This window comes from Xanthomonas prunicola, assembly GCF_002846205.1.
Classification (GTDB): domain Bacteria; phylum Pseudomonadota; class Gammaproteobacteria; order Xanthomonadales; family Xanthomonadaceae; genus Xanthomonas; species Xanthomonas prunicola.
Genome location: NZ_PHKV01000002.1, coordinates 1 through 17,791, shown reverse-complemented (window position 1 = coordinate 17,791; position 17,791 = coordinate 1). Strand labels below are relative to the sequence as shown.

General features: G+C 65.5%; 18 protein-coding genes and 4 tRNA genes. 15 read left to right on the top strand and 7 right to left on the bottom strand.

What is annotated here, in order from left to right; translation table 11 throughout:
- Positions 1-22: 22 nt before the first annotated feature.
- Positions 23-367 (bottom strand): DUF2069 domain-containing protein, encoded by a 345-nt coding sequence (locus XpruCFBP8353_RS06565; protein WP_101362530.1) that lies wholly within the window; start codon positions 365-367, stop codon positions 23-25.
- Positions 364-960, bottom strand: a complete 597-nt coding sequence (gene wrbA / locus XpruCFBP8353_RS06560) for an NAD(P)H:quinone oxidoreductase (protein WP_101362529.1) — start codon at positions 958-960, stop codon at positions 364-366. The genes XpruCFBP8353_RS06565 and wrbA overlap by 4 nt, the downstream gene beginning before the upstream one ends.
- 111 nt (positions 961-1,071) lie before the next feature.
- Between wrbA and XpruCFBP8353_RS06555 the strand changes: the two genes are divergently transcribed.
- From XpruCFBP8353_RS06555 to XpruCFBP8353_RS06540, 4 genes are all read left to right on the top strand, one after another.
- Entirely contained in the window at positions 1,072-2,349 is a 1,278-nt protein-coding gene (locus XpruCFBP8353_RS06555) for a YihY family inner membrane protein (protein ID WP_101362528.1), read from the top strand.
- Positions 2,346-2,957 (top strand): TlpA family protein disulfide reductase, encoded by a 612-nt coding sequence (locus tag XpruCFBP8353_RS06550; protein WP_101362527.1) that lies wholly within the window; start codon positions 2,346-2,348, stop codon positions 2,955-2,957. Before XpruCFBP8353_RS06555 ends, XpruCFBP8353_RS06550 begins: the two co-directional genes overlap by 4 nt.
- Positions 2,957-3,223: an acylphosphatase gene (locus tag XpruCFBP8353_RS06545; RefSeq protein WP_101362526.1), complete on the top strand. Its 267-nt coding sequence runs from the start codon at positions 2,957-2,959 to the stop codon at positions 3,221-3,223. Before XpruCFBP8353_RS06550 ends, XpruCFBP8353_RS06545 begins: the two co-directional genes overlap by 1 nt.
- 85 nt (positions 3,224-3,308) lie before the next feature.
- The gene (locus XpruCFBP8353_RS06540; protein ID WP_101362525.1) at positions 3,309-4,538 is read left to right on the top strand and encodes a hypothetical protein; all 1,230 of its coding nucleotides are present in this window, start codon (positions 3,309-3,311) and stop codon (positions 4,536-4,538) included.
- Here the strand turns inward: XpruCFBP8353_RS06540 and ppk2 are convergent.
- The 5 genes from ppk2 to hemA form a co-directional block, all read right to left on the bottom strand.
- Positions 4,520-5,302 (bottom strand): polyphosphate kinase 2, encoded by a 783-nt coding sequence (gene ppk2, locus XpruCFBP8353_RS06535; protein ID WP_101362524.1) that lies wholly within the window; start codon positions 5,300-5,302, stop codon positions 4,520-4,522. The two genes, XpruCFBP8353_RS06540 and ppk2, sit on opposite strands and share 19 nt — an antisense overlap.
- A 30-nt stretch (positions 5,303-5,332) precedes the next feature.
- The gene (gene moaB / locus XpruCFBP8353_RS06530; RefSeq protein ID WP_101362523.1) at positions 5,333-5,851 is read right to left on the bottom strand and encodes a molybdenum cofactor biosynthesis protein B; all 519 of its coding nucleotides are present in this window, start codon (positions 5,849-5,851) and stop codon (positions 5,333-5,335) included.
- A gap of 326 nt (positions 5,852-6,177) precedes the next feature.
- Complete coding sequence (locus XpruCFBP8353_RS06525) at positions 6,178-7,884, bottom strand: O-linked N-acetylglucosamine transferase, SPINDLY family protein (RefSeq protein WP_101362522.1); 1,707 nt, start codon at positions 7,882-7,884, stop codon at positions 6,178-6,180.
- Positions 7,881-8,966: a peptide chain release factor 1 gene (gene prfA, locus XpruCFBP8353_RS06520; protein WP_101362521.1), complete on the bottom strand. Its 1,086-nt coding sequence runs from the start codon at positions 8,964-8,966 to the stop codon at positions 7,881-7,883. The genes XpruCFBP8353_RS06525 and prfA overlap by 4 nt, the downstream gene beginning before the upstream one ends.
- Positions 8,944-10,242 carry a glutamyl-tRNA reductase gene (gene hemA, locus XpruCFBP8353_RS06515; protein ID WP_101362520.1) on the bottom strand — a complete coding sequence of 433 codons (1,299 nt, stop codon included), beginning with the start codon at positions 10,240-10,242 and terminating at the stop codon, positions 8,944-8,946. The genes prfA and hemA overlap by 23 nt, the downstream gene beginning before the upstream one ends.
- Positions 10,243-10,307: 65 nt before the next feature.
- On the opposite strand from hemA, the gene XpruCFBP8353_RS06510 reads away from it, so the two are divergent.
- The 11 genes from XpruCFBP8353_RS06510 to XpruCFBP8353_RS06460 all read left to right on the top strand — a co-directional run bounded on the left by XpruCFBP8353_RS06510 (position 10,308) and on the right by XpruCFBP8353_RS06460 (position 17,716).
- Positions 10,308-11,996: a tetratricopeptide repeat protein gene (locus XpruCFBP8353_RS06510; RefSeq protein WP_101362519.1), complete on the top strand. Its 1,689-nt coding sequence runs from the start codon at positions 10,308-10,310 to the stop codon at positions 11,994-11,996.
- A complete protein-coding gene (lolB, locus tag XpruCFBP8353_RS06505; RefSeq protein ID WP_101362518.1) occupies positions 11,993-12,646 on the top strand; it encodes a lipoprotein insertase outer membrane protein LolB in 654 nt (217 codons plus the stop codon). Before XpruCFBP8353_RS06510 ends, lolB begins: the two co-directional genes overlap by 4 nt.
- Positions 12,628-13,515 carry a 4-(cytidine 5'-diphospho)-2-C-methyl-D-erythritol kinase gene (gene ispE, locus XpruCFBP8353_RS06500; protein WP_101362517.1) on the top strand — a complete coding sequence of 296 codons (888 nt, stop codon included), beginning with the start codon at positions 12,628-12,630 and terminating at the stop codon, positions 13,513-13,515. The genes lolB and ispE overlap by 19 nt, the downstream gene beginning before the upstream one ends.
- A 3-nt stretch (positions 13,516-13,518) precedes the next feature.
- A tRNA-Gln gene (locus XpruCFBP8353_RS06495) sits at positions 13,519-13,595 on the top strand.
- Between the two features lie 164 nt (positions 13,596-13,759).
- Positions 13,760-14,719, top strand: coding sequence for a ribose-phosphate diphosphokinase (locus XpruCFBP8353_RS06490; RefSeq protein WP_010367308.1), 960 nt, complete (start codon positions 13,760-13,762; stop codon positions 14,717-14,719).
- Positions 14,720-14,829: 110 nt separating this feature from the next.
- Positions 14,830-15,465 (top strand): 50S ribosomal protein L25/general stress protein Ctc, encoded by a 636-nt coding sequence (locus XpruCFBP8353_RS06485; RefSeq protein ID WP_101362516.1) that lies wholly within the window; start codon positions 14,830-14,832, stop codon positions 15,463-15,465.
- A 50-nt stretch (positions 15,466-15,515) separates the two neighbouring features.
- Complete coding sequence (pth, locus tag XpruCFBP8353_RS06480) at positions 15,516-16,100, top strand: aminoacyl-tRNA hydrolase (RefSeq protein WP_101362515.1); 585 nt, start codon at positions 15,516-15,518, stop codon at positions 16,098-16,100.
- A gap of 73 nt (positions 16,101-16,173) precedes the next feature.
- Positions 16,174-17,265 carry a redox-regulated ATPase YchF gene (gene ychF / locus XpruCFBP8353_RS06475; RefSeq protein ID WP_010376337.1) on the top strand — a complete coding sequence of 364 codons (1,092 nt, stop codon included), beginning with the start codon at positions 16,174-16,176 and terminating at the stop codon, positions 17,263-17,265.
- A gap of 153 nt (positions 17,266-17,418) precedes the next feature.
- A tRNA-Tyr gene (locus tag XpruCFBP8353_RS06470) sits at positions 17,419-17,504 on the top strand.
- Positions 17,505-17,533: 29 nt separating this feature from the next.
- Positions 17,534-17,607 (top strand) — tRNA-Gly (locus XpruCFBP8353_RS06465).
- A 33-nt stretch (positions 17,608-17,640) separates the two neighbouring features.
- Positions 17,641-17,716 (top strand) — tRNA-Thr (locus XpruCFBP8353_RS06460).
- Positions 17,717-17,791: the final 75 nt, after the last annotated feature.

Below are 17,791 nucleotides of genomic sequence, written 5' to 3'. Positions count from 1 at the left end.
TATGGTTTGTTCGACACGCCGATCAACGTGGCGGGCGCTTCCTGCCCAAGCGCGCCGCCATGCCGGGGCCGCCTACCAGGCCCACCACGGCCAGGGCGAGCAGTAGTTCCAGCCACGCCATTCCACGTGCCTGCGGCTGGCTCCAGGCGGCCATGACGCCGTGGCTGAACCAGCCCAGCGCAAACACGCCTGCCCAGAAGCGTGCACGCGCGCTGCGCACTGCCAGTACACCGGTCAGTGCGGCCGGCAGCACGAAGACGATGAGCGCGGCGAGCGGGCGCGGGTCGTCGTGAAACCAGGCCGCGAACAACATCGCCAGTGCCAGCAGCGCGGCGCTCAGCAGCCAATGCATGGCGCGCACGTTCACGGGCTTGCCAGCCGCCGCGCGATATCGGCCACCCGGCGGCCCAGCGCACGCGCCAGCAGCGCTTCGTCCTCGCTCGGTTGCGGGTCGCCGCCAGCGCCGGAAACATGGCTGGCGCCATACGGCGTTCCGCCACTGGTGGTGTGGCTGAGCGCAGCTTCGGTAAACGGAATCCCCACGATCAGGCAACCGTGATGCAGCAGCGGCAGATGCATCGACAGCAAGGTGGATTCCTGCCCGCCATGCATCGACGCGGTGGAGGTGAACACGCCGGCCGGTTTGCCGGCCAGGGTGCCGCTGGCCCATTCGGCGCCCAGGCCGTCGAGGAAATGCTTCATCGGCGCAGCCATGTTGCCGAAGCGGGTGGGGCTGCCCAGCAATAGGCCGCTGCACTCGGCCAGGTCGGCGCGGTCCACGTACGGCGCGCCTTCGTCCGGCACCGGCGGGGCGCTGGTCTGGGTGACCGCAGCCACCGGCGGCACGGTGCGCAGTCGCGCGCTCATGCCGGGCACTTCGCCGATGCCGCGCGCGATCTGCCGCGCCAGCCGCGCCACCGAACCGCCCCGGCTGTAATACAGCACCAGAATCTCCGCCATCGTGTCGTTGCCGCCTGTGTGAGTTGCCGCAGTATCGACCAAGCCAGCCCGTTGCTGCACGCTGCAGGCGCGGCAAGGCCGCGACGACGGCGCATCGGGTACCCTTGCGCGATGTCGCGTGTGAACAAACTCCACCAATGGAAAGAACGTCTGCGCGACCGTGCGCGGACGGTGAGCTTCGGGCGCTTTCTGTGGCGCCGCTTCCTGGACGACCGGCTGTTCCAGGCCGCTGCCTCGCTCGCCTACACCACCGTGTTCGCGCTGGTGCCATTGGCGATCGTGGTGTTCGGTGTGTTGTCGGCGTTTCCCGCATTCAACGAGTGGAAGGACGCGCTGACCGACTTCATCTTCAATAATTTCGTGCCCGGCGCCGCGCGCTCGGTGCAGAACTATCTCAACCGCTCGCTGGAAGACCTGGGCAAGTTCACCGTGGCCGGTATGGTCGCGCTGGTGGCCTCGCTGCTGATCACCCTGCACAGCATCGAGCAGACCTTCAACAGCATCTGGCGGGTGGCAGCCGCCCGGCCCAAGGTGACACGTTTCCTGATTTACTGGACGGTGCTCACCCTGGGCACGATGCTCGCCGCCGCCTCGATGGCGATGGCCGCCTATGTGTTCGCGCTGCCGCTGTTCCGCACCACCGAAGGCCAATGGCTGGCCGAATTCGCCTGGCGGCTGGCGCCGATGGCGGTGGAGTTCGTCTGTATCGTGCTGATCTACCGCGTGGTGCCGCAGCACGTGGTGCGGCTGCGGCACGCGCTGCCGGGCGCGCTGCTGGCGGTGATCCTGATGGAAATCGTCAAGTGGGGCTTCGGCTTCTATCTGGGAAATTTCCAGACCTATCAACGCATCTACGGCGCACTGTCGGCGCTGCCGATCCTGCTGTTGTGGATCTACCTGAGCTGGGTCTCGGTGCTGCTGGGCGCCTCGCTGGCATCGTCGATGTCGGCGTTTCGCTATCAGCCCGAAGCCATGCGCCTGCCGCCGGGTTTCGAAATCTACGGCCTGCTGCGTCTGCTCGGCCGGTTCCGCCAGGCGCGCATCCACGGCGAAGGTCTGGACGAAGACCGCATCCTGGCGCTGGAACCCATGCTCACCGACACGCTGATGCAGGAGTTGCTGTGCGAGCTCAAACGCATCCGCCTGCTGCGGCGCGACGAGCGCGGCCAATGGCTGTTGGCACGCGACCTGGATGTGGTGCCATTGGCCGAACTTTACGAAAACTGCCAGCTGCGCGTGCCGATCGATGACCGCCCGCTGCCGTGCCGCGACGATGCCTACGGCCAGGCCGCCGCCGCCGCGCTGGAACAATTGCGTCAACCGTTGCGCGGCGTGCTGGCGCAACCGGTCGGCGACCTTTACACCCACCTTCCCGGAGATCCTCCATGACTGTGCGTCTTGTCCGCGGCGCCTGTGCGCTGCTGTTGCCATTGATGTTGCTGACCGCCTGCAAGCCCGCCAACGAGGGCACCCCCGCCGCCGGCAACGATGCCGTGCCTGCTGCCGCCACCCAGGCGCCGACTGCGCCGGCCAAGCCCGCCGACCCGGCCGCACCGCCCAACAGCTCGGTGGTGCAGCAGACCGCCGAAATGCCCAAGCTCTCGCTGCCGACCGTGACCGGCGAGACCTACGACCTGACCGCGCACCGCGGCAAGTGGGTGGTGGTGAACTTCTGGGCCACCTGGTGCGCCCCGTGTCTGAAGGAAATGCCCGAGCTGTCGGCGCTGCACACCATGCGCGACACCATCGAAGTGGTGGGTCTGGCCTATGAAGACATCACCAGTGCCGACATGCAGGCATTTTTGAAGGATCACCCGGTCTCGTATCCGATCGCGATCCTTGACCCGTACCAGCCGCCACAGGACTTCGCCACGCCGCGCGGCCTGCCGATGACCTATCTGATCGGTCCGGACGGCAAGGTTGCCAAGCAATTCCTCGGCCCGGTCACTGCGCGCGATATCGAAGCCGCCGTCGGCATCACCGGCAAGGCGGGTTAATGCAGGGGGCGCGTTTCGTGGTGAGCGGGGTGGTGCAGGGTGTGTGGTATCGCGCTTCCACCCGCGAACGCGCGGTCGCACTCGGCCTGGTTGGGCATGCGCGCAACCAGGCGGACGGCAGCGTGGAAGTGGTCGCCGCCGGCAGCGCGGCGGCGCTGGAGGCCTTGGAAGCATGGCTGTGGCAGGGCCCCCCTGCCGCGACGGTCGAGGCGGTGACGCGCACGCCGTGCGCCGTTGCGCCGACTGAAGACTTTGTAACTGGATGAGCGTGCGCCACTGAAGCAGGCCAACAGAGTTGGATTGCCTCGCCGATAACCCTGTCAACGCGATCAGGCGTGTACGGGGAATGTAATGGCCGCTCCATCTCAAGACCGCAACGACGGGCACGACCTGCCCGCCCATCGCCGCAACCGCCAGATGGCGCAGCTGGCACCGTGGCTGTATCTCGGTGTCCTGCTGGGCAGCGGCTGGTTGTTGTTTCTGCACCCGCAAACCCGCGTGCTGCAGCCCGAACAGGCATCAACCAGCTGGCTGCTGGCCTGGATCTTCGGCGGCATCGTCGTCGGCGCGGTGGTCTGGAGCCTGCGTCTGGCACGCCAGGGGCTGGGTCAGCCCTCGGCGAGCTATCCGTTGTCGGCACGCCTGCCCGATTCGTGGGCCGATGCCTATGCCGCGCTCCTGCGTCCGGCCACCGCAGCCCCGTTCGCCGCGGCCAGGCCGGACCCGGCCAGCGCCCAGCGCGGCGCAGCCTGGCACCGCTTCGGCGGCGGCATGCTCAGCGCGGAAACGTTCGACCCCAACGACGCCACCCGCGCACCGTGGGACGGGCTGGATGCGCAGTCCTGCATCGTGCGCCTGGACGATCTGCGCCAGGCCTGGCACAACGCCGCCGCCAACCGCACGCTGCAGCAGGAACGTCGCTACTGGCTGGATGTGGTGCTGTCACTGCTCGACCACGGCGTGATGCGACCGCTGCAGGACGGTTATCTGCCCGACACCGCTGCGCTGCGCACCGAACGTTTCCTGCTCGGTGCCGATGCCGGCCCGATCGTGCTGTCCGAAGTGCCGGCGCTGTTTGCCCGGCGTCTGGCGCTGGCCATCGAAGCGATGCCGACCGCCCAGCGCGAGGCCGCTGGCGTGCAATGGCGTCTGCTGCAGCAGCTGCACGCGCTGGTCGCCGAAGGCCGCATGCTGGACGAGCGTTCGCAGGTGATCCAGGTGCTGGCATGGAACCCGGATGTGGACCTGGACCAGGTCGAAGTGGCCTACATCCTGGCCGCCGAATACCGCCAAGGCATGCGCGACTGGCTACGCCGTGCCGCACTGGTGCGCCTGCCCGACAGCGCATTGCGTCTGGACGAAGTGTTGCTGTCGTCCTGCAGCCCGCTCGGTGCGCAGGCCGATGACGTCGACTACATGGAGGCGATGCGCCCGCTGCATCGCGGTTTCATGCAGTTGTTCAGTCAGCGCCTGAGCCAGTTGGTGCTGCAGGCCGAGCAGGCCGAACGTCAGGCCGGCCTGCATCCGCTGCCGCGTGCCACTGCGGCCAGCGACGAACTCTCTCAGGATTGGGCGGCGTAATCGTCGATCGGTTCCAGAACGCCATAGCGTTCCTTGTGCAGCTTGCCGGGCAATGGCGGCAGCTGCACCAACGTATCGGGCACTGCGGTGTCCGGTAGCCGGTCCAGCAAATCGCGGATCAGGCTCAAGCGGCCCCGTTTCTGGTCGTTGAAATCCACCAGCGTCCACGGTGTATCGGGCGTATGCGTCGCTTCCAGCATACGTTCGCGCGCAGCGGTGTAGTCGTCGTACTTGGCGCGTGACTGCAGGTCGACCGGCGACAGCTTCCAGCCCTTGAGCGGATCTTCGCGGCGTTCGGCAAAACGCTTTTCCTGCTCGGCCTGGTCCACGCACAACCAGTACTTGAACAGCAGGATGCCGTCGTCGACCAGCATCTGTTCGAAACGCGGTGTCTGCTCCAGGAACAGGTCGTATTGCGCGTCGGTGCAATAGCCCATCACCTTTTCGACGCCGGCGCGGTTGTACCAGCTGCGATCCATCAGCACCAATTCGCCGGCCGCCGGCAAGTGCGTCACGTAGCGCTGGAAATACCACTGCGTGCTTTCACGATCATTCGGCTTGGGCAGCGCCACCACACGGCATTGGCGCGGGTTCAGATGGCTGGCGATGGTCTGGATCACGCCGCCCTTGCCGGCGGTGTCGCGACCTTCCATCAGCACCAGGGCACGCTGGTTGGTGTGGCGCAGCCAACGCGCCATGTTGACCAGCTCCAATTGCATCGGCGCCAGCAACGTTTTGTAAGCCTTGCGTTTCAGGTGCGACATGCGTGTTCCAACAGCGATGGAGCGCGCAGGCTATTCGCCCAGACGTGGACGCAGTGTCGCCAGATTGCAGGGTTGGGTGCGCGCATCCAGCTGCGCACGCACAATCTTTTCCCATGCCGTGCGGCAGGCCGAGGTGGAGCCGGGCAGGCAGAACACGAAGCTGTGATTGGCAAGCCCGGCAAACGCGCGCGACTGCAACGAGGAGGTGCCGATTTCGTCCACGCTGATCGCGCGGAACATCTCGCCGAACCCAGGCATGACCTTGTCCAGCAGCGGGGTGATCGCTTCCGGCGTGCTGTCGCGCCCCGTGAAGCCGGTGCCACCGGTGATCAGGATGCCGTCGACCACCGCATCGGCGATCCAGCCGGACACGATCGCACGCATGCGGTAACGGTCGTCGGGGCAGAGTGCACGTTCGTGCAGAACGTGACCTTCGTGGGTGAGGGCATCGGCCAGGTAATCGCCGGAGCGGTCATCGGCGAGCGTGCGGCTGTCGGACACGGTCAGTACGCACAGGCGCAGGGGGATGAAGTCGAGAGCGGAAGGCATGCACGCAGCCTAGCGAGCCTGGACGGCCGGGTACAGCGCCGCGGTGTGAAGTTGCACGCAGCGCCTAACCGCCAGGCATTGACCGACGTGTTGCTGTTAGCCCCTCTCCCGCCGGGAGAGGGGTTGGGGTGAGGGTATGGTTAGCCAGTGCTACTGCCGCACACTTACCCTCATCCGGCGCGACGCGCCACTTTCTCCCGATGGGAGAAGGGACTCTAGCATCCATGTTTATCTGTCGCTCTTGACTGGTGCCGGCGAAAGATGTCGCGCCGCGACCCACACCATCTCGCGCAAACCATGACGATGCAGCATCTGACAACCAACGTCTAAACCCCCAGCCATCCACTACGCTGAGCAACGCCACGCAGCAGCGCGGCCAGATCATCAGCAAACCTGTCCATATCGAAAACGCCACTGCGCAGGCGTTGCTCCGCCAAACGCACGCGTACGCCACCCAAGGCATCCGCATCGCTCGCCAACGCAATCGCCCTGGCCACAAACGCAGCGTCGTCGGCCACGTTCATCTCTTCCATCCCCAGGTGCTGGTTGAGGCTACCCGCCACCCGTGCGGCAAACGTCTCGCCGGGCGTGGTCAGCACCGGACAACCCGCCCATAACGCATCGGAGGCGGTGGTATGCGCGTTGTATGGATGCGTATCCAGAAACAGATCGGCGTGCCGGTAACGTGCCAGATACTGCGGGTGGGGCAATTTCGGCATGAAGACCAGGCGCTGCGCATCCACGCCCTGCGCCTGTGCTGCCGCACGCAAGCGCGCATCCGCCTGGCCCGGCCCCGACAATAACCACAGCACACTGCCGGGTACCGCACGCAATACCGCCAGCATGCGCGCCATGCTGCGCGGGTTGAGTTTGTAGTTGTTGTTGAAGCAGCACAACACCACGCCGTGCTCAGGCAGGCTGCACTGCGCGCGCGATGGCGGCTCGGCAACCGTGCGCGAGGTGTCAGAGGGCTGAAACACGCGCGGCAGGCGCAGGACTTTTTCGCTGTAAAACGGCTCCAACGACGGTGGCAATGCAAATGCATCGCCCAACACATAGTCCATCCACGGCGCGCCCGAGGTGCCTGGATACGCCAGCCAGTTGAGTTGTACCGGTGCCGGTCGTAACGCAAAGACTTCCGGGCGTCCGCCACCGCCCCAGCCGCGCAGATCGAACAGCAGATCGATGCCCTGGTCGCGGATGTGCTGCGCGGTTGCTAGATGCCCCCGCGTGGTGACGTCGTGGATGCGCGTCGCCGTTGCCAGGCGTGCACGAATCTCGCTGCCATCGTCACGGCTGGTCGCAAATAGATGCACTTGTATGTCCGGCTGGCGGCGCTGCAACGCTTCGAACAAGGCCACGGTCAGCAACCCGGTGGGGTGCGCGCCAAAGCCGTTGGAGACGAAGCCGAGCTGCAGTGCGCCGCGGCTGCGCACCGTTGCCGCTGGCAGCGGGCGCAGGGAGGCGGCAATCCCCTGCGCACGCGTGCGGGCACAGGCCAGTTGTTCGGCCGCAGTGGCGTCTTCGCTCAGAAACGCGAACGGCTCCACCGCCGCTGCGCCGTGCGCCACGGCGTTGCGGACCTGCGCGGCCAAGACATCCAGATCGCGCCAATCGCATAAACGACGGCGCCAGTTGAGCAGCTGCGCGGCGATGTACGGCTCGTCGGGCAGCAACTGATGCGCGCGCGTGTAAGCGGCCGCCGCCTGCTCGGCTTGGCCTGCATCTTCGAGCGCATGCCCAAGCCACAAGGCGATGCCCGGGTGCTGCGGCACCAGATCCGAGGCCTGCTGCAGCAACGTGGCGGCTTCTACATGGCGCTGCTGCGTCCAGCGTACCCGGCCCAACCGTGCCACCGCTTCCGGATGCCCTGGATACAGCACCAGCGCGCGCTGCACGGCGGCTTCGCCGGCAGCGGTAACGCCCATGCCGAGCTCGGCATCGGCCAGCATCAACCAGGCGACGAAATCGCCGGGCTGGCGTCGCACTGCCTCGCGCAGCTGCAACAGCTCGCGCGGGACTTGCGCACTCATGGGCTGTCGCTCAACCGTGCCAGTTCGTCGGCTTGATGCTCGTGTAGCAGCCGCGCGATCAATGCATCCAGATCGCCTTCGATGATGTTGGGCAGGTCGTACAAGGTCAGCCCTTCGACGCGATGATCGGTGATGCGGCCCTGCGGAAAGCTGTAGGTGCGGATGCGCTGGCTGCGATCGCCACTGCCCACCTGCAACTTGCGCGTCTGCGCTTCGGCCGCTGCGGCCTTGCTACGTTCGGCTTCCACCAACTGCGCTTTCAGCCGCTTCATCGCCTTGTCGCGATTGGCGTGCTGGCTGCGCTCGGTCTGGCATTCCACCACCACGCCGCTGGGCACGTGAGTGATGCGGATCGCCGATTCGGTCTTGTTGACGTGCTGGCCGCCTGCACCGGACGAGCGAAACGTATCGACCTTCAGATCGGCCGGATTGATCACGATCTCTTCCACGTCATCGGCTTCGGGAATGATGGCCACCGTCGCGGCCGAGGTGTGGATACGGCCCTGCGATTCGGTCGCCGGCACGCGTTGCACGCGGTGGGTGCCGGATTCGAATTTCAGGCGCGAATACGCGCCGCGCCCGACCACGCGCGCCACCACTTCCTTGTAACCGCCGTGTTCGCCGGGGCTGTCGGATTCGATTTCCACCTTCCATCCCTGGCGTTCGGCGTAGCGCGCGTACATGCGGAACAGATCGCCGGCAAAGATCGCCGCTTCGTCGCCGCCGGTGCCAGCGCGCACTTCCAGAAACAGGTTGCCGTCGTCGCGTGGGTCGCGCGGTACCAGCAGCAATGCCAGCTGCGCGTCGAGGTCTTCCAGGCGCGCCTGTGCGGCGGCGATTTCCTCTTCGGCCAGCTCGCGCATTTCCGGATCGCTACGCATGGCTTCGGCTGCGGCCAGGTCGGCCTTGGCACGCGCCTCGTCTTCCAGCGCCACCGCGACCGGCTCCAGTTGCGACAGTTCGCGCGAGAACGTGCGGAACTTGTCGTTGTTATTGACCACGTCCGGGTCGGAGAGCAGGTGCTGCAGTTCTTCGCGGCGCTCGGCCAGCGCTTCGAGCTTACGGCGCAGGGTCGGCGTCATCGGTCCTCACGATCGGGGTAGCTATAGGGGGATGTTGATAACCCGGTTTTTCCGGAAACAGCCGGTCGGCCGCAGTGGTCAAATCCAGGTCGTTGTTGCGCGCTGCATCGCGCAGTGCGGCAGTGGGCGGATGCAGCAAGCGGTTGGTCAGCGCGTGCGCCAACTGCTCCAGCACTTCGTCGGCTGGTTTGCCGTTGTGCAATTGCTGACGTGCCTTGGCCAGTAGCTCGTCGCGGGTGCTGTCGCCAAAGGCGCGCAGCCGCTTGAGCGGTGCCTGCCGTGCGGTGGCCTGCAAGGTTTCGACATAGCGCGCCACCTGCAGGTCGATGATGGCCTCGGCCTGGTCGGCGGCTTCGCGGCGGCCGCGGCGGTTGTCTTCGACCGCGCGTTCCAGATCGTCCACCGTGTACAGGTAGGCATCGCTCAACTCGCCCACCGAGGCCTCGATATCGCGTGGCACTGCCAGGTCGAACAGCAGCATCGGTTTGCGTTTGCGCGTGCGCAACGCCTGTTCCACCTGCATGCGGGTGACCAGCGGCTCGCGTGCAGCGGTGGCCGAAAACACCACGTCGGCTTCGGCCAGGTGGCGTTCCAGATCGGTCAGCGGCAGCGCGTAACCGCCGTGCTGGCTGGCCAGCGTCTGTGCGTGGGCGAGGGTGCGGTTGGCGATCAATAGGCGGCGCACGCGGCCTTCGCTCAGATGCTTGGCCGCCAGTTCGATGGTCTCGCCGGCGCCGATCAGCAGCACGGTGGATTCGTTGAGCCGGGCAAACGATTCCTGCGCCAGCCGCACCGCGGTGGACGCCACCGAGACTGGATTGGCGCCGACGCGGGTATCGGTACGCGCACGCTTGGCCACCGAAAAGGTCTGCTGGAATAGCCGGTCCAGGCCGCTGCCCAGCGCACCATGTGCGCGCGCCACCGCCCAGGCGTCCTTCACCTGACCCAGGATCTGTGGCTCGCCCAGCACCATCGAGTCCAGCCCGGTGGCGACGCGGAACAGGTGGCGCACCGCCTCGGCCTCCTGGTGCTGGTACAGATAACCGCTCAGCCCGGGCGCATGCGTTTCCAGCCAGTTGACCAGGCTGTGCGCCTCGTCGGCCATCGCATACAACTCGGTGCGGTTGCAGGTGGACAGCAGCGCTGCCTCGCTCACCTGCGGTAGCGCACGCAACGATTCGAGCGCGCGCGGCAGCGCGTCACCTGCGAACGCCGCGCGTTCGCGCAGGTCCACAGGTGCGGTCTGGTGATTCAGTCCGAGCACCCACAACGTCATTGTTCAGTTGCTTGCGATAAGCTGGCGGCCATTCAGGGCCCCATTTTACGGCCCGGTTGCCCCCGATGCCTGTACCGATTCGCATCCTGAGTGTTCTTTTGCTGGTCGCAGTCTCCGCCAGTGCCACCGCAGCACCCAAGAAAGCACCGCCCGCTCCGCCGACCGGCAGTGCCGGCGCCACCTCGCTGGAACCCGTACTGGCCGGCGAATTCGCCTTGCAGGCCGGACAGCTGGACGATGCCGCGCGTGCCTACCTGGACGCAGCCAAGGCCGAAGCCGGCGATGCCGGCCTGGCCGAGCGCGCCGCCCGCATCGCCATGCTGGCCAATGACGACCCGCGCGCGATCGAAGCGCTGGCGCTATGGCGCGCCCGCGCGCCGTCGTCGATGTCCATGCGCAGCACCGAGGCCTCGCTGGCCCTGCGCCGCAACGATCTGCGCACCGCCCGCCGCGATCTGCTGGGCCTGCTCAAGGAGCCTGATCCGCGTGGCTGGCGCTTTGCGTTGATCGCGCTGGCCAACGGTGGCCGCGAGCCGGAAGCCTCGGCCGACGTGCTCGAAGACCTGGTCAAGGCCGGTGCCATCCCGAATCAGATCGAAGCCTGGCAGGAATTTGGCCGGCTCGCGCTGCGCATGGAGCGCCCGGCGCTGGCCAAGCGCATCGTCGACGAAGTGGTGCGCCGCTTCCCCGAAGAGCCGCGCGTAGCCTTGTTGCACGCCACCCAGCTGCAGCAGGAAGGCAAGAACGACGAAGCGCTGGCGCTGCTGAAGAACATCGAGCCGAAGGCGGTCAAGGATTCGGAGCTGCGCGGCGCGCTGGCCTTTGCCTACGACGCCATGGGCCAGACTGAAGCCGCCGCGCGCGTGCTCTCGACTGGACCGCAGGACACCCAGACCTACGGCTTGCGCGCCTCGATGCTGGCCAAGGAAAAAGACCGCAGCTCGCTAGAGGCGCTGTACGGCGAGCTGAAAAGCAATGCCACCAAGCCCGATCCGGACCGCCGTCTGCTGCTGGGCAAGATCGCCGAATTCCTCAAGCGTTACGACGAGGCGTTGGAGTGGTATCGCGGCGTGCCGGGTGGCCCGCAGGTGAGCGAGGCGCGTCTGCGCGCCGCCAGCGCGTTGTACGAACTGGGCCGCAAACCCGAAGCGCTTGCCGAAGCGCGTGCCCTGCAGGGCGACGCCAGTGCCGACGATGACGCCCGCCGCGACGCCTACGTGCTCGAAGCCGAGCTGCATCAGCGGGCCGACGATGCGCCTGGTGAGCTGGACGCTTTCGAACGTGGCTTGGCGGCCTATCCGGACGACAGCGCGCTGCTGTATGCCCGCGGGCTGGCCTGGGAGCGGCGCGACGATGTCCCGCGGGCCGAGGCCGATCTACGCAAGATCCTGGTGGCCGAACCGGAAAACGTCGCAGCGCTGAACGCGCTGGGCTACACGCTTGCCGACCGCACCACCCGCTACAAGGAAGCGTTGGCGCTGATCGACCGGGCCCGCACCGCCGACCCGGACAACCCAGCCATCGTCGATAGCTATGGCTGGGTGTTGTACCGCATGGGTCGCACCAAGGAAGCACTGGTGCAGCTGCGCCGCGCCTGGGCGCTGGTCAAGGACCCGGAAATCGCCGCTCATGTGGGCGAAGTCCTCTGGGTCAGCGGCAAGCAGGACGAGGCGCGGCGTTACTTCGACGAAGCGCGCCGCCTCGACCCGGACAACCGTGCGCTGCAACGCGCTGTGGAAAAGTTCGGGCTATGAGCACGGCGTTCCGGACGCTGGCCCTGAGCGGGCTGGTGCTGGTCGGGCTGTCGGCGTGCGTCAGTGTGCCGCGCGGGCAAGGCAGTGGCGCGGCGGTAGTCGAGCAAGTCTCCGATAGCGCCCGTCAGGCCGAAGCCGCCCGCCAAGCCTGGCTGCAGGCGCATCCCAACTGGTCGTTCCAGGGTCGGGTGGCGATCAGTAAGGACCGCAATGGCGGTAGCGGCCGTATCGACTGGCAGCAGGAGGGCCCGCGCTACCGCGTACAACTCAGCGCACCGGTCACCCGGCAAAGCTGGGTGCTCACCGGCGATACCGCCAGCGGCGCCGGCCGGCTGGAAGGGCTGGACGGCGGCCCGCGTAGCGGCCCCGATGCAGAGCAGGTGTTGCTGGAAGCAACCGGCTGGACGATTCCGGTCAATCAGATGCCGGACTGGGTGTGCGCGCTGCGCATCGCCGACGCTGGGGCGGCACGTGTCGACCTGGATGCCGCCGGGCGCCCGCGTACCGTGCAGCAGGATGGCTGGACGATCGACTTTCTGGCCTGGACGCCCGCCAGCGCCGACCAGCCCGAGCTGCCGCAGCGGATCGAAGCCCGTAACGGTGAGGCCAAGGTGCGTCTGCTGGTCGATCAATGGACCGTATCCCCCTGATGGACGCGCCGGGCAATGATTGGTCGGCGTGGCCTGCGCCAGCCAAGCTCAACCTGTTTTTGCAGATCACCGGGCGCCGCGCCGATGGCTACCACCTGCTGCAGACCGTGTTCCGCCTGCTGGATTGGGGGGATACCATTCATCTTCGCCTGCGCAGCGATGGCCGGATCCTGCGCATTGGCGAGAGTTTGCCTGGCGTGGCCGAAGACGATGACCTGGTGATCCGCGCCGCGCGCCTGCTGCAATCGGCAGCCGGCGCTGGGTCGGGTGCGGAGATTCGGATCGATAAGTGCATTCCCGCTGGCGGCGGTTTCGGTGGGGGCTCCTCGGACGCGGCGACCGTGCTGGTGGCGCTCAATGCCTTGTGGGGCTTGGGTCTGGCGGCGGAGGTGCTGGCCGAATTGGGCCTGCAGCTGGGTGCGGATGTGCCGGTCTTCGTGCGCGGCCGCAATGCCTGGGCCGAAGGCGTGGGCGAACAGCTGACCCCGATTGCCCTCCCGGAAGCGGCTTATCTGCTGGTCGATCCGGGCGTTCACGTGCCGACACCGGTGTTATTTCGATCACAGGAATTGACGCGGGATGCTGCGCCCGCGAAAATAGCGGACTTCGCTTCCGGTTCTCTGCTCGACAATGCGTTCGAGCCGGTTCTGCGGCGCCGCGAACCCGCCGTTGAGGCAGTGTTCCAGGCGCTTTCCAGGGTCGGCGCACCGCGATTGACCGGGTCGGGAAGTGGCTGTTTCGTCGAATTCGCCACGCGCGCTGCTGCAGAGCAGGCCCTGGCGCAGTTGCCGGGCAGTCTGCGGGCGTGGGTGGTGGAGGGTGCAGCGCACTCACCATTGCTCGACGCACGGGACGCGATGAAGTTTTGATGCAGGGGCGTCGCCAAGAGGCCCAAGGCACCAGGTTTTGATCCTGGCATTCGTAGGTTCGAATCCTACCGCCCCTGCCAGTTTGTCGAGAAAAGCAGGTCCACCCGCAAGAGTTTTAACAGCAGATCCCTCTGCAATACCTCGCGCATCCTTGCGCGGATTGAACGAAAAGCCCGGCATTGGTTCGGCTTTGTCCTGCTCCATCATCGACCCGCACGCTCTTCGCCGCAGCCCGAGAGATCTCATGCAAGACCAACGTAATCTGCTGGTGTTCTCCGGCAATGCCAACAAGCCGCTTGCCCAGAGCATCTGCAAGGAACTGGGCGTTCGCATGGGCAAGGCGCTGGTCACGCGCTTTTCCGATGGCGAAGTGCAGGTGGAGATCGAAGAGAGCGTGCGCCGGCAGGAAGTGTTCGTCATCCAGCCGACCTGCGCGCCGAGCGCCGAAAATCTGATGGAACTGCTGGTGCTGATCGACGCGCTCAAGCGCGCCAGCGCCCAGTCCGTCACTGCGGTGATCCCGTATTTCGGTTATTCGCGTCAGGACCGCCGCATGCGCTCCTCGCGCGTGCCGATCACCGCCAAGGTCGCTGCCAAGATGATTTGCGCGATGGAGGCCGACCGTGTGTTGACGGTCGACCTGCATGCCGACCAGATCCAGGGCTTCTTCGATGTGCCGGTCGACAACGTCTATGCCTCACCGCTGCTGCTGGCCGATATCTGGCGCGCCTACGGCACCGACAACCTGATCGTGGTGTCCCCGGACGTGGGTGGTGTGGTGCGTGCGCGCGCCGTCGCCAAGCGTCTGGACGATGCCGACCTGGCCATCATCGACAAGCGCCGTCCGCGCGCCAACGTCGCCACGGTGATGAACATCATCGGCGACGTGCAGGGCAAGACCTGTGTGCTGGTCGACGATCTGGTCGATACCGCCGGCACCTTGTGCGCCGCCGCAGCAGCGCTGAAGCAGCGCGGCGCCCTCAAGGTCGTGGCCTACATCACCCACCCGGTGCTGTCCGGCCCGGCCGTGGACAACATCAACAATTCGCAGCTCGACGAGCTGGTGGTCACCGACACGATTCCGCTGAACGAAGCCGCGCGCACCTGCGCCAAGATTCGTCAGCTGAGCGTGGCCGAGCTACTGGCCGAGACCATCCGCCGCATCGCCTTCGGCGAATCGGTCAGCTCGCTCTACGTCGACTGATCCCGCATTCGGTGCCCGGATCCCCGGGTGCCGGTACTACGTCTCTCCTGGTCGCGGGTGAGACGCTTCATCGCCGCGAGGCGGTATTCCAATCTAGGTAGTGAAACAACATGGCAAAGACTCACGAAATCAAGGTCGAGCGCCGCGCAGACGAGGGGAAGGGTGCGAGCCGCCGCCTGCGTCACGCTGGCGTCATTCCGGCCATCGTCTACGGTGGCGAACTCGAGCCGGTCAGCATCCAGCTCAACCATGAGCAGATCTGGCTCGCCCAGCAGAACGAGTGGTTCTACTCGTCGATCCTGGACCTGAACCTCAATGGCGACGTGCAGCAGGTACTGCTGCGTGACATGCAGCGCCATCCGTTCAAGCAGTTGATCATGCACATCGACTTCCAGCGCGTCAGCGCCAACGAGAAGCTGAGCGCTGCTGTGCCGCTGCACTTCATCAACGAAGCAAGCTCGCCGGCCGGCAAGTCGAGCGAAGTGGTCGTGACCCACGAGCTCAACGAAGTCCAGGTGGTCTGCCTGCCGAAGGACCTGCCGGAGTTCATCGAAGTCGACCTCGGTGCCCTGGAAGTGGGCAACGTGATCCACTTGTCCGAAATCAAGCTGCCGGCTGGCGTCGAGATCCCCGAGCTGAAGCTGGGTAAGGAACATGACGTTGCCGTGGTTGCCGCCAAGCACGTGCGCGTCGAAGAAGAAGACGCTGCCGGTGAAGAAGGCAGCGAAGGCGCAGAGACCAAGTAATCCGTCGGCCGATTCCTCGCCTGCGCGGGGAATCGGCTGCGGTGACTGGCATGTCTGCACTTCGCCTGATCGTCGGACTCGGGAATCCGGGTCCGGAACACGCGCAAACCCGGCACAACGCCGGGTTTCGTTTCGTCGATGCCCTCGTCGAGCGCAGTGGCGCCCGCTGGGGTCTGGACAGCAAGTTGTTCGGCGAAACCGCCAAGGTCGATATCGCAGGACAGCCGGTCTGGCTGCTCAAGCCGGCCACCTTCATGAATCTCAGCGGCAAGTCGATCACCGCCGCCCTGCGGTTCTGGAAGATCGAGCCGGAGCAACTGCTCGTCGCACACGACGAACTGGATCTGGCGCCGGGCACTGCACGGCTCAAGTTCGACGGCGGACATGGTGGTCAGAATGGCCTGCGTGACACGATCCGCCTGCTCGGGCATGGCAAATTTCACCGTTTGCGCGTTGGCATCGGCCATCCCGGTCACAAGGACCGTGTGGTGCCGTGGGTGCTGGGACGGGCAGGGCGCGAGGATGACGCCGCGATCGGCATGGCAATCGACGCTGCCATCGACGTGTTGCCGTTGGCGATGGAAGGCAATTTCAGCGAGGCGATGAAACGGCTGCATACCAGCCGGGATGCGTGATTGGGGATTGGGGATTTGTGGCCGTGCAGCGCTGCGAATCTCCAATCCCGAATCCCAAATCCGGATGTGACTCATGGGTATCAAATGCGGCATCGTCGGCCTGCCCAACGTCGGCAAGTCGACCCTGTTCAATGCGCTGACCAAGGCTGGCATCGCTGCGGCCAACTTTCCGTTCTGCACCATCGAGCCGAACGTGGGCATCGTGCCGGTGCCAGATCCGCGCCTCAATCAACTGGCTGACATCGTCAAGCCGCAAAAGCTGATTCCCACCGCCGTCGAGTTCGTCGATATCGCCGGTCTGGTTGCCGGCGCGGCGAGCGGCGAAGGCCTGGGTAACAAGTTCCTTGCGCACATCCGCGAAGTCGATGCGATCACCCACGTGGTGCGTTGCTTCGAGAACGACGACGTCATCCACGTCAATAACAAGGTCGACCCGATCGCCGATATCGAAACCATCGATACCGAGCTGGCGCTGGCCGATCTGGATAGCGTGGAAAAGGCCCTCAACCGTGCAGAACGCAGCGCCAAGGGCGGGGACAAGGATGCAGCGGCGCGCAAGCCGGTGCTGGCCAAGTTGCAGGCCGCGCTGGCCGACGGCAAGGCCGGACGTGCGGCCGGGCTGGATGAGGAAGAGAAGGCGCTGGTGCGCGATCTGTTCCTGCTGACGCTCAAACCGGTGCTGTACATCGCCAACGTGCTCGAGGACGGTTTCGAGAACAATCCGCACCTGGATGCGGTTCGCGCACATGCGTTGACCGAAGGTGCGGAAGTGGTGCCGGTGTCGGCCGCCATCGAAGAAGAGCTGTCCCAACTCGACGACGAAGACCGCGACACCTTCTTGGCGGATCTTGGCTTGGAGGAGCCGGGCCTGAATCGCGTCATCCGCGCGGCTTACACGCTGTTGGGCCTGCAGACTTACTTCACCGCGGGCGTCAAGGAAGTGCGCGCCTGGACGGTTCGGGCCGGTTCGACGGCACCGCAGGCTGCTGCCGTGATCCACACCGATTTCGAAAAGGGCTTCATCCGCGCCGAGACAATTGGCTTTGACGACTTCATCAAGTATCGCGGTGAAGCCGGTGCCCGCGATGCGGGGCGTCTGCGCCTGGAAGGCAAGGAATACCGCGTCCAGGAAGGCGATGTGCTGCACTTCCGCTTCAACGTCTGATCGGCTGCGCGTGTCCCCCAAAGTTGCCCGTTGTTGATAGTGAAGATTGCTCAAAATTTTTGTTGACACTGTATGCGTCACACAACAAAATAACGGGCTGCTTCACCCCGAACCGAATTCGCCTCGCGGCGCACCGGTCCGGTAGTAAAAGCTGGAGGGATACCCAAGCGGCCAACGGGGGCAGACTGTAAATCTGCTGGCTTACGCCTTCGGTGGTTCGAATCCACCTCCCTCCACCAGTTTCACGTTGTGGCATGCAGTTCCCGGCGCGGGAGTAGTTCAACGGTAGAACCTCAGCCTTCCAAGCTGATGGTGCGGGTTCGATTCCCGTCTCCCGCTCCATTGAACGTAAATGCATGGCATAATGCAAAACTCGCTCACGTAGCTCAGTCGGTAGAGCACCTCCTTGGTAAGGAGGAGGTCGAAGGTTCGATTCCTTTCGTGAGCACCACTACTCAATCGTCGTCAACTCCAAACGATTACCGAGACACGCACCCATGGCAAAAGCTAAATTCGAGCGCACCAA

Excerpts from the sequence above, each read along its gene's own strand:
- XpruCFBP8353_RS06485 (WP_101362516.1), top strand. The coding sequence starts at position 14,830 with ATGGCAAAGACTCACGAAATCAAGGTCGAGCGCCGCGCAGACGAGGGG.
- ychF (WP_010376337.1), top strand. The coding sequence starts at position 16,174 with ATGGGTATCAAATGCGGCATCGTCGGCCTGCCCAACGTCGGCAAGTCG.
- pth (WP_101362515.1), top strand. The coding sequence starts at position 15,516 with ATGTCTGCACTTCGCCTGATCGTCGGACTCGGGAATCCGGGTCCGGAA.
- XpruCFBP8353_RS06545 (WP_101362526.1), top strand. The coding sequence starts at position 2,957 with ATGCAGGGGGCGCGTTTCGTGGTGAGCGGGGTGGTGCAGGGTGTGTGG.
- hemA (WP_101362520.1), bottom strand. The coding sequence starts at position 10,242 with ATGACGTTGTGGGTGCTCGGACTGAATCACCAGACCGCACCTGTGGAC.
- XpruCFBP8353_RS06550 (WP_101362527.1), top strand. The coding sequence starts at position 2,346 with ATGACTGTGCGTCTTGTCCGCGGCGCCTGTGCGCTGCTGTTGCCATTG.
- XpruCFBP8353_RS06540 (WP_101362525.1), top strand. The coding sequence starts at position 3,309 with ATGGCCGCTCCATCTCAAGACCGCAACGACGGGCACGACCTGCCCGCC.
- ppk2 (WP_101362524.1), bottom strand. The coding sequence starts at position 5,302 with ATGTCGCACCTGAAACGCAAGGCTTACAAAACGTTGCTGGCGCCGATG.
- ispE (WP_101362517.1), top strand. The coding sequence starts at position 12,628 with ATGGACCGTATCCCCCTGATGGACGCGCCGGGCAATGATTGGTCGGCG.
- XpruCFBP8353_RS06510 (WP_101362519.1), top strand. The coding sequence starts at position 10,308 with ATGCCTGTACCGATTCGCATCCTGAGTGTTCTTTTGCTGGTCGCAGTC.
- lolB (WP_101362518.1), top strand. The coding sequence starts at position 11,993 with ATGAGCACGGCGTTCCGGACGCTGGCCCTGAGCGGGCTGGTGCTGGTC.
- XpruCFBP8353_RS06525 (WP_101362522.1), bottom strand. The coding sequence starts at position 7,884 with ATGAGTGCGCAAGTCCCGCGCGAGCTGTTGCAGCTGCGCGAGGCAGTG.
- prfA (WP_101362521.1), bottom strand. The coding sequence starts at position 8,966 with ATGACGCCGACCCTGCGCCGTAAGCTCGAAGCGCTGGCCGAGCGCCGC.
- XpruCFBP8353_RS06490 (WP_010367308.1), top strand. The coding sequence starts at position 13,760 with ATGCAAGACCAACGTAATCTGCTGGTGTTCTCCGGCAATGCCAACAAG.
- wrbA (WP_101362529.1), bottom strand. The coding sequence starts at position 960 with ATGGCGGAGATTCTGGTGCTGTATTACAGCCGGGGCGGTTCGGTGGCG.
- XpruCFBP8353_RS06555 (WP_101362528.1), top strand. The coding sequence starts at position 1,072 with ATGTCGCGTGTGAACAAACTCCACCAATGGAAAGAACGTCTGCGCGAC.
- moaB (WP_101362523.1), bottom strand. The coding sequence starts at position 5,851 with ATGCCTTCCGCTCTCGACTTCATCCCCCTGCGCCTGTGCGTACTGACC.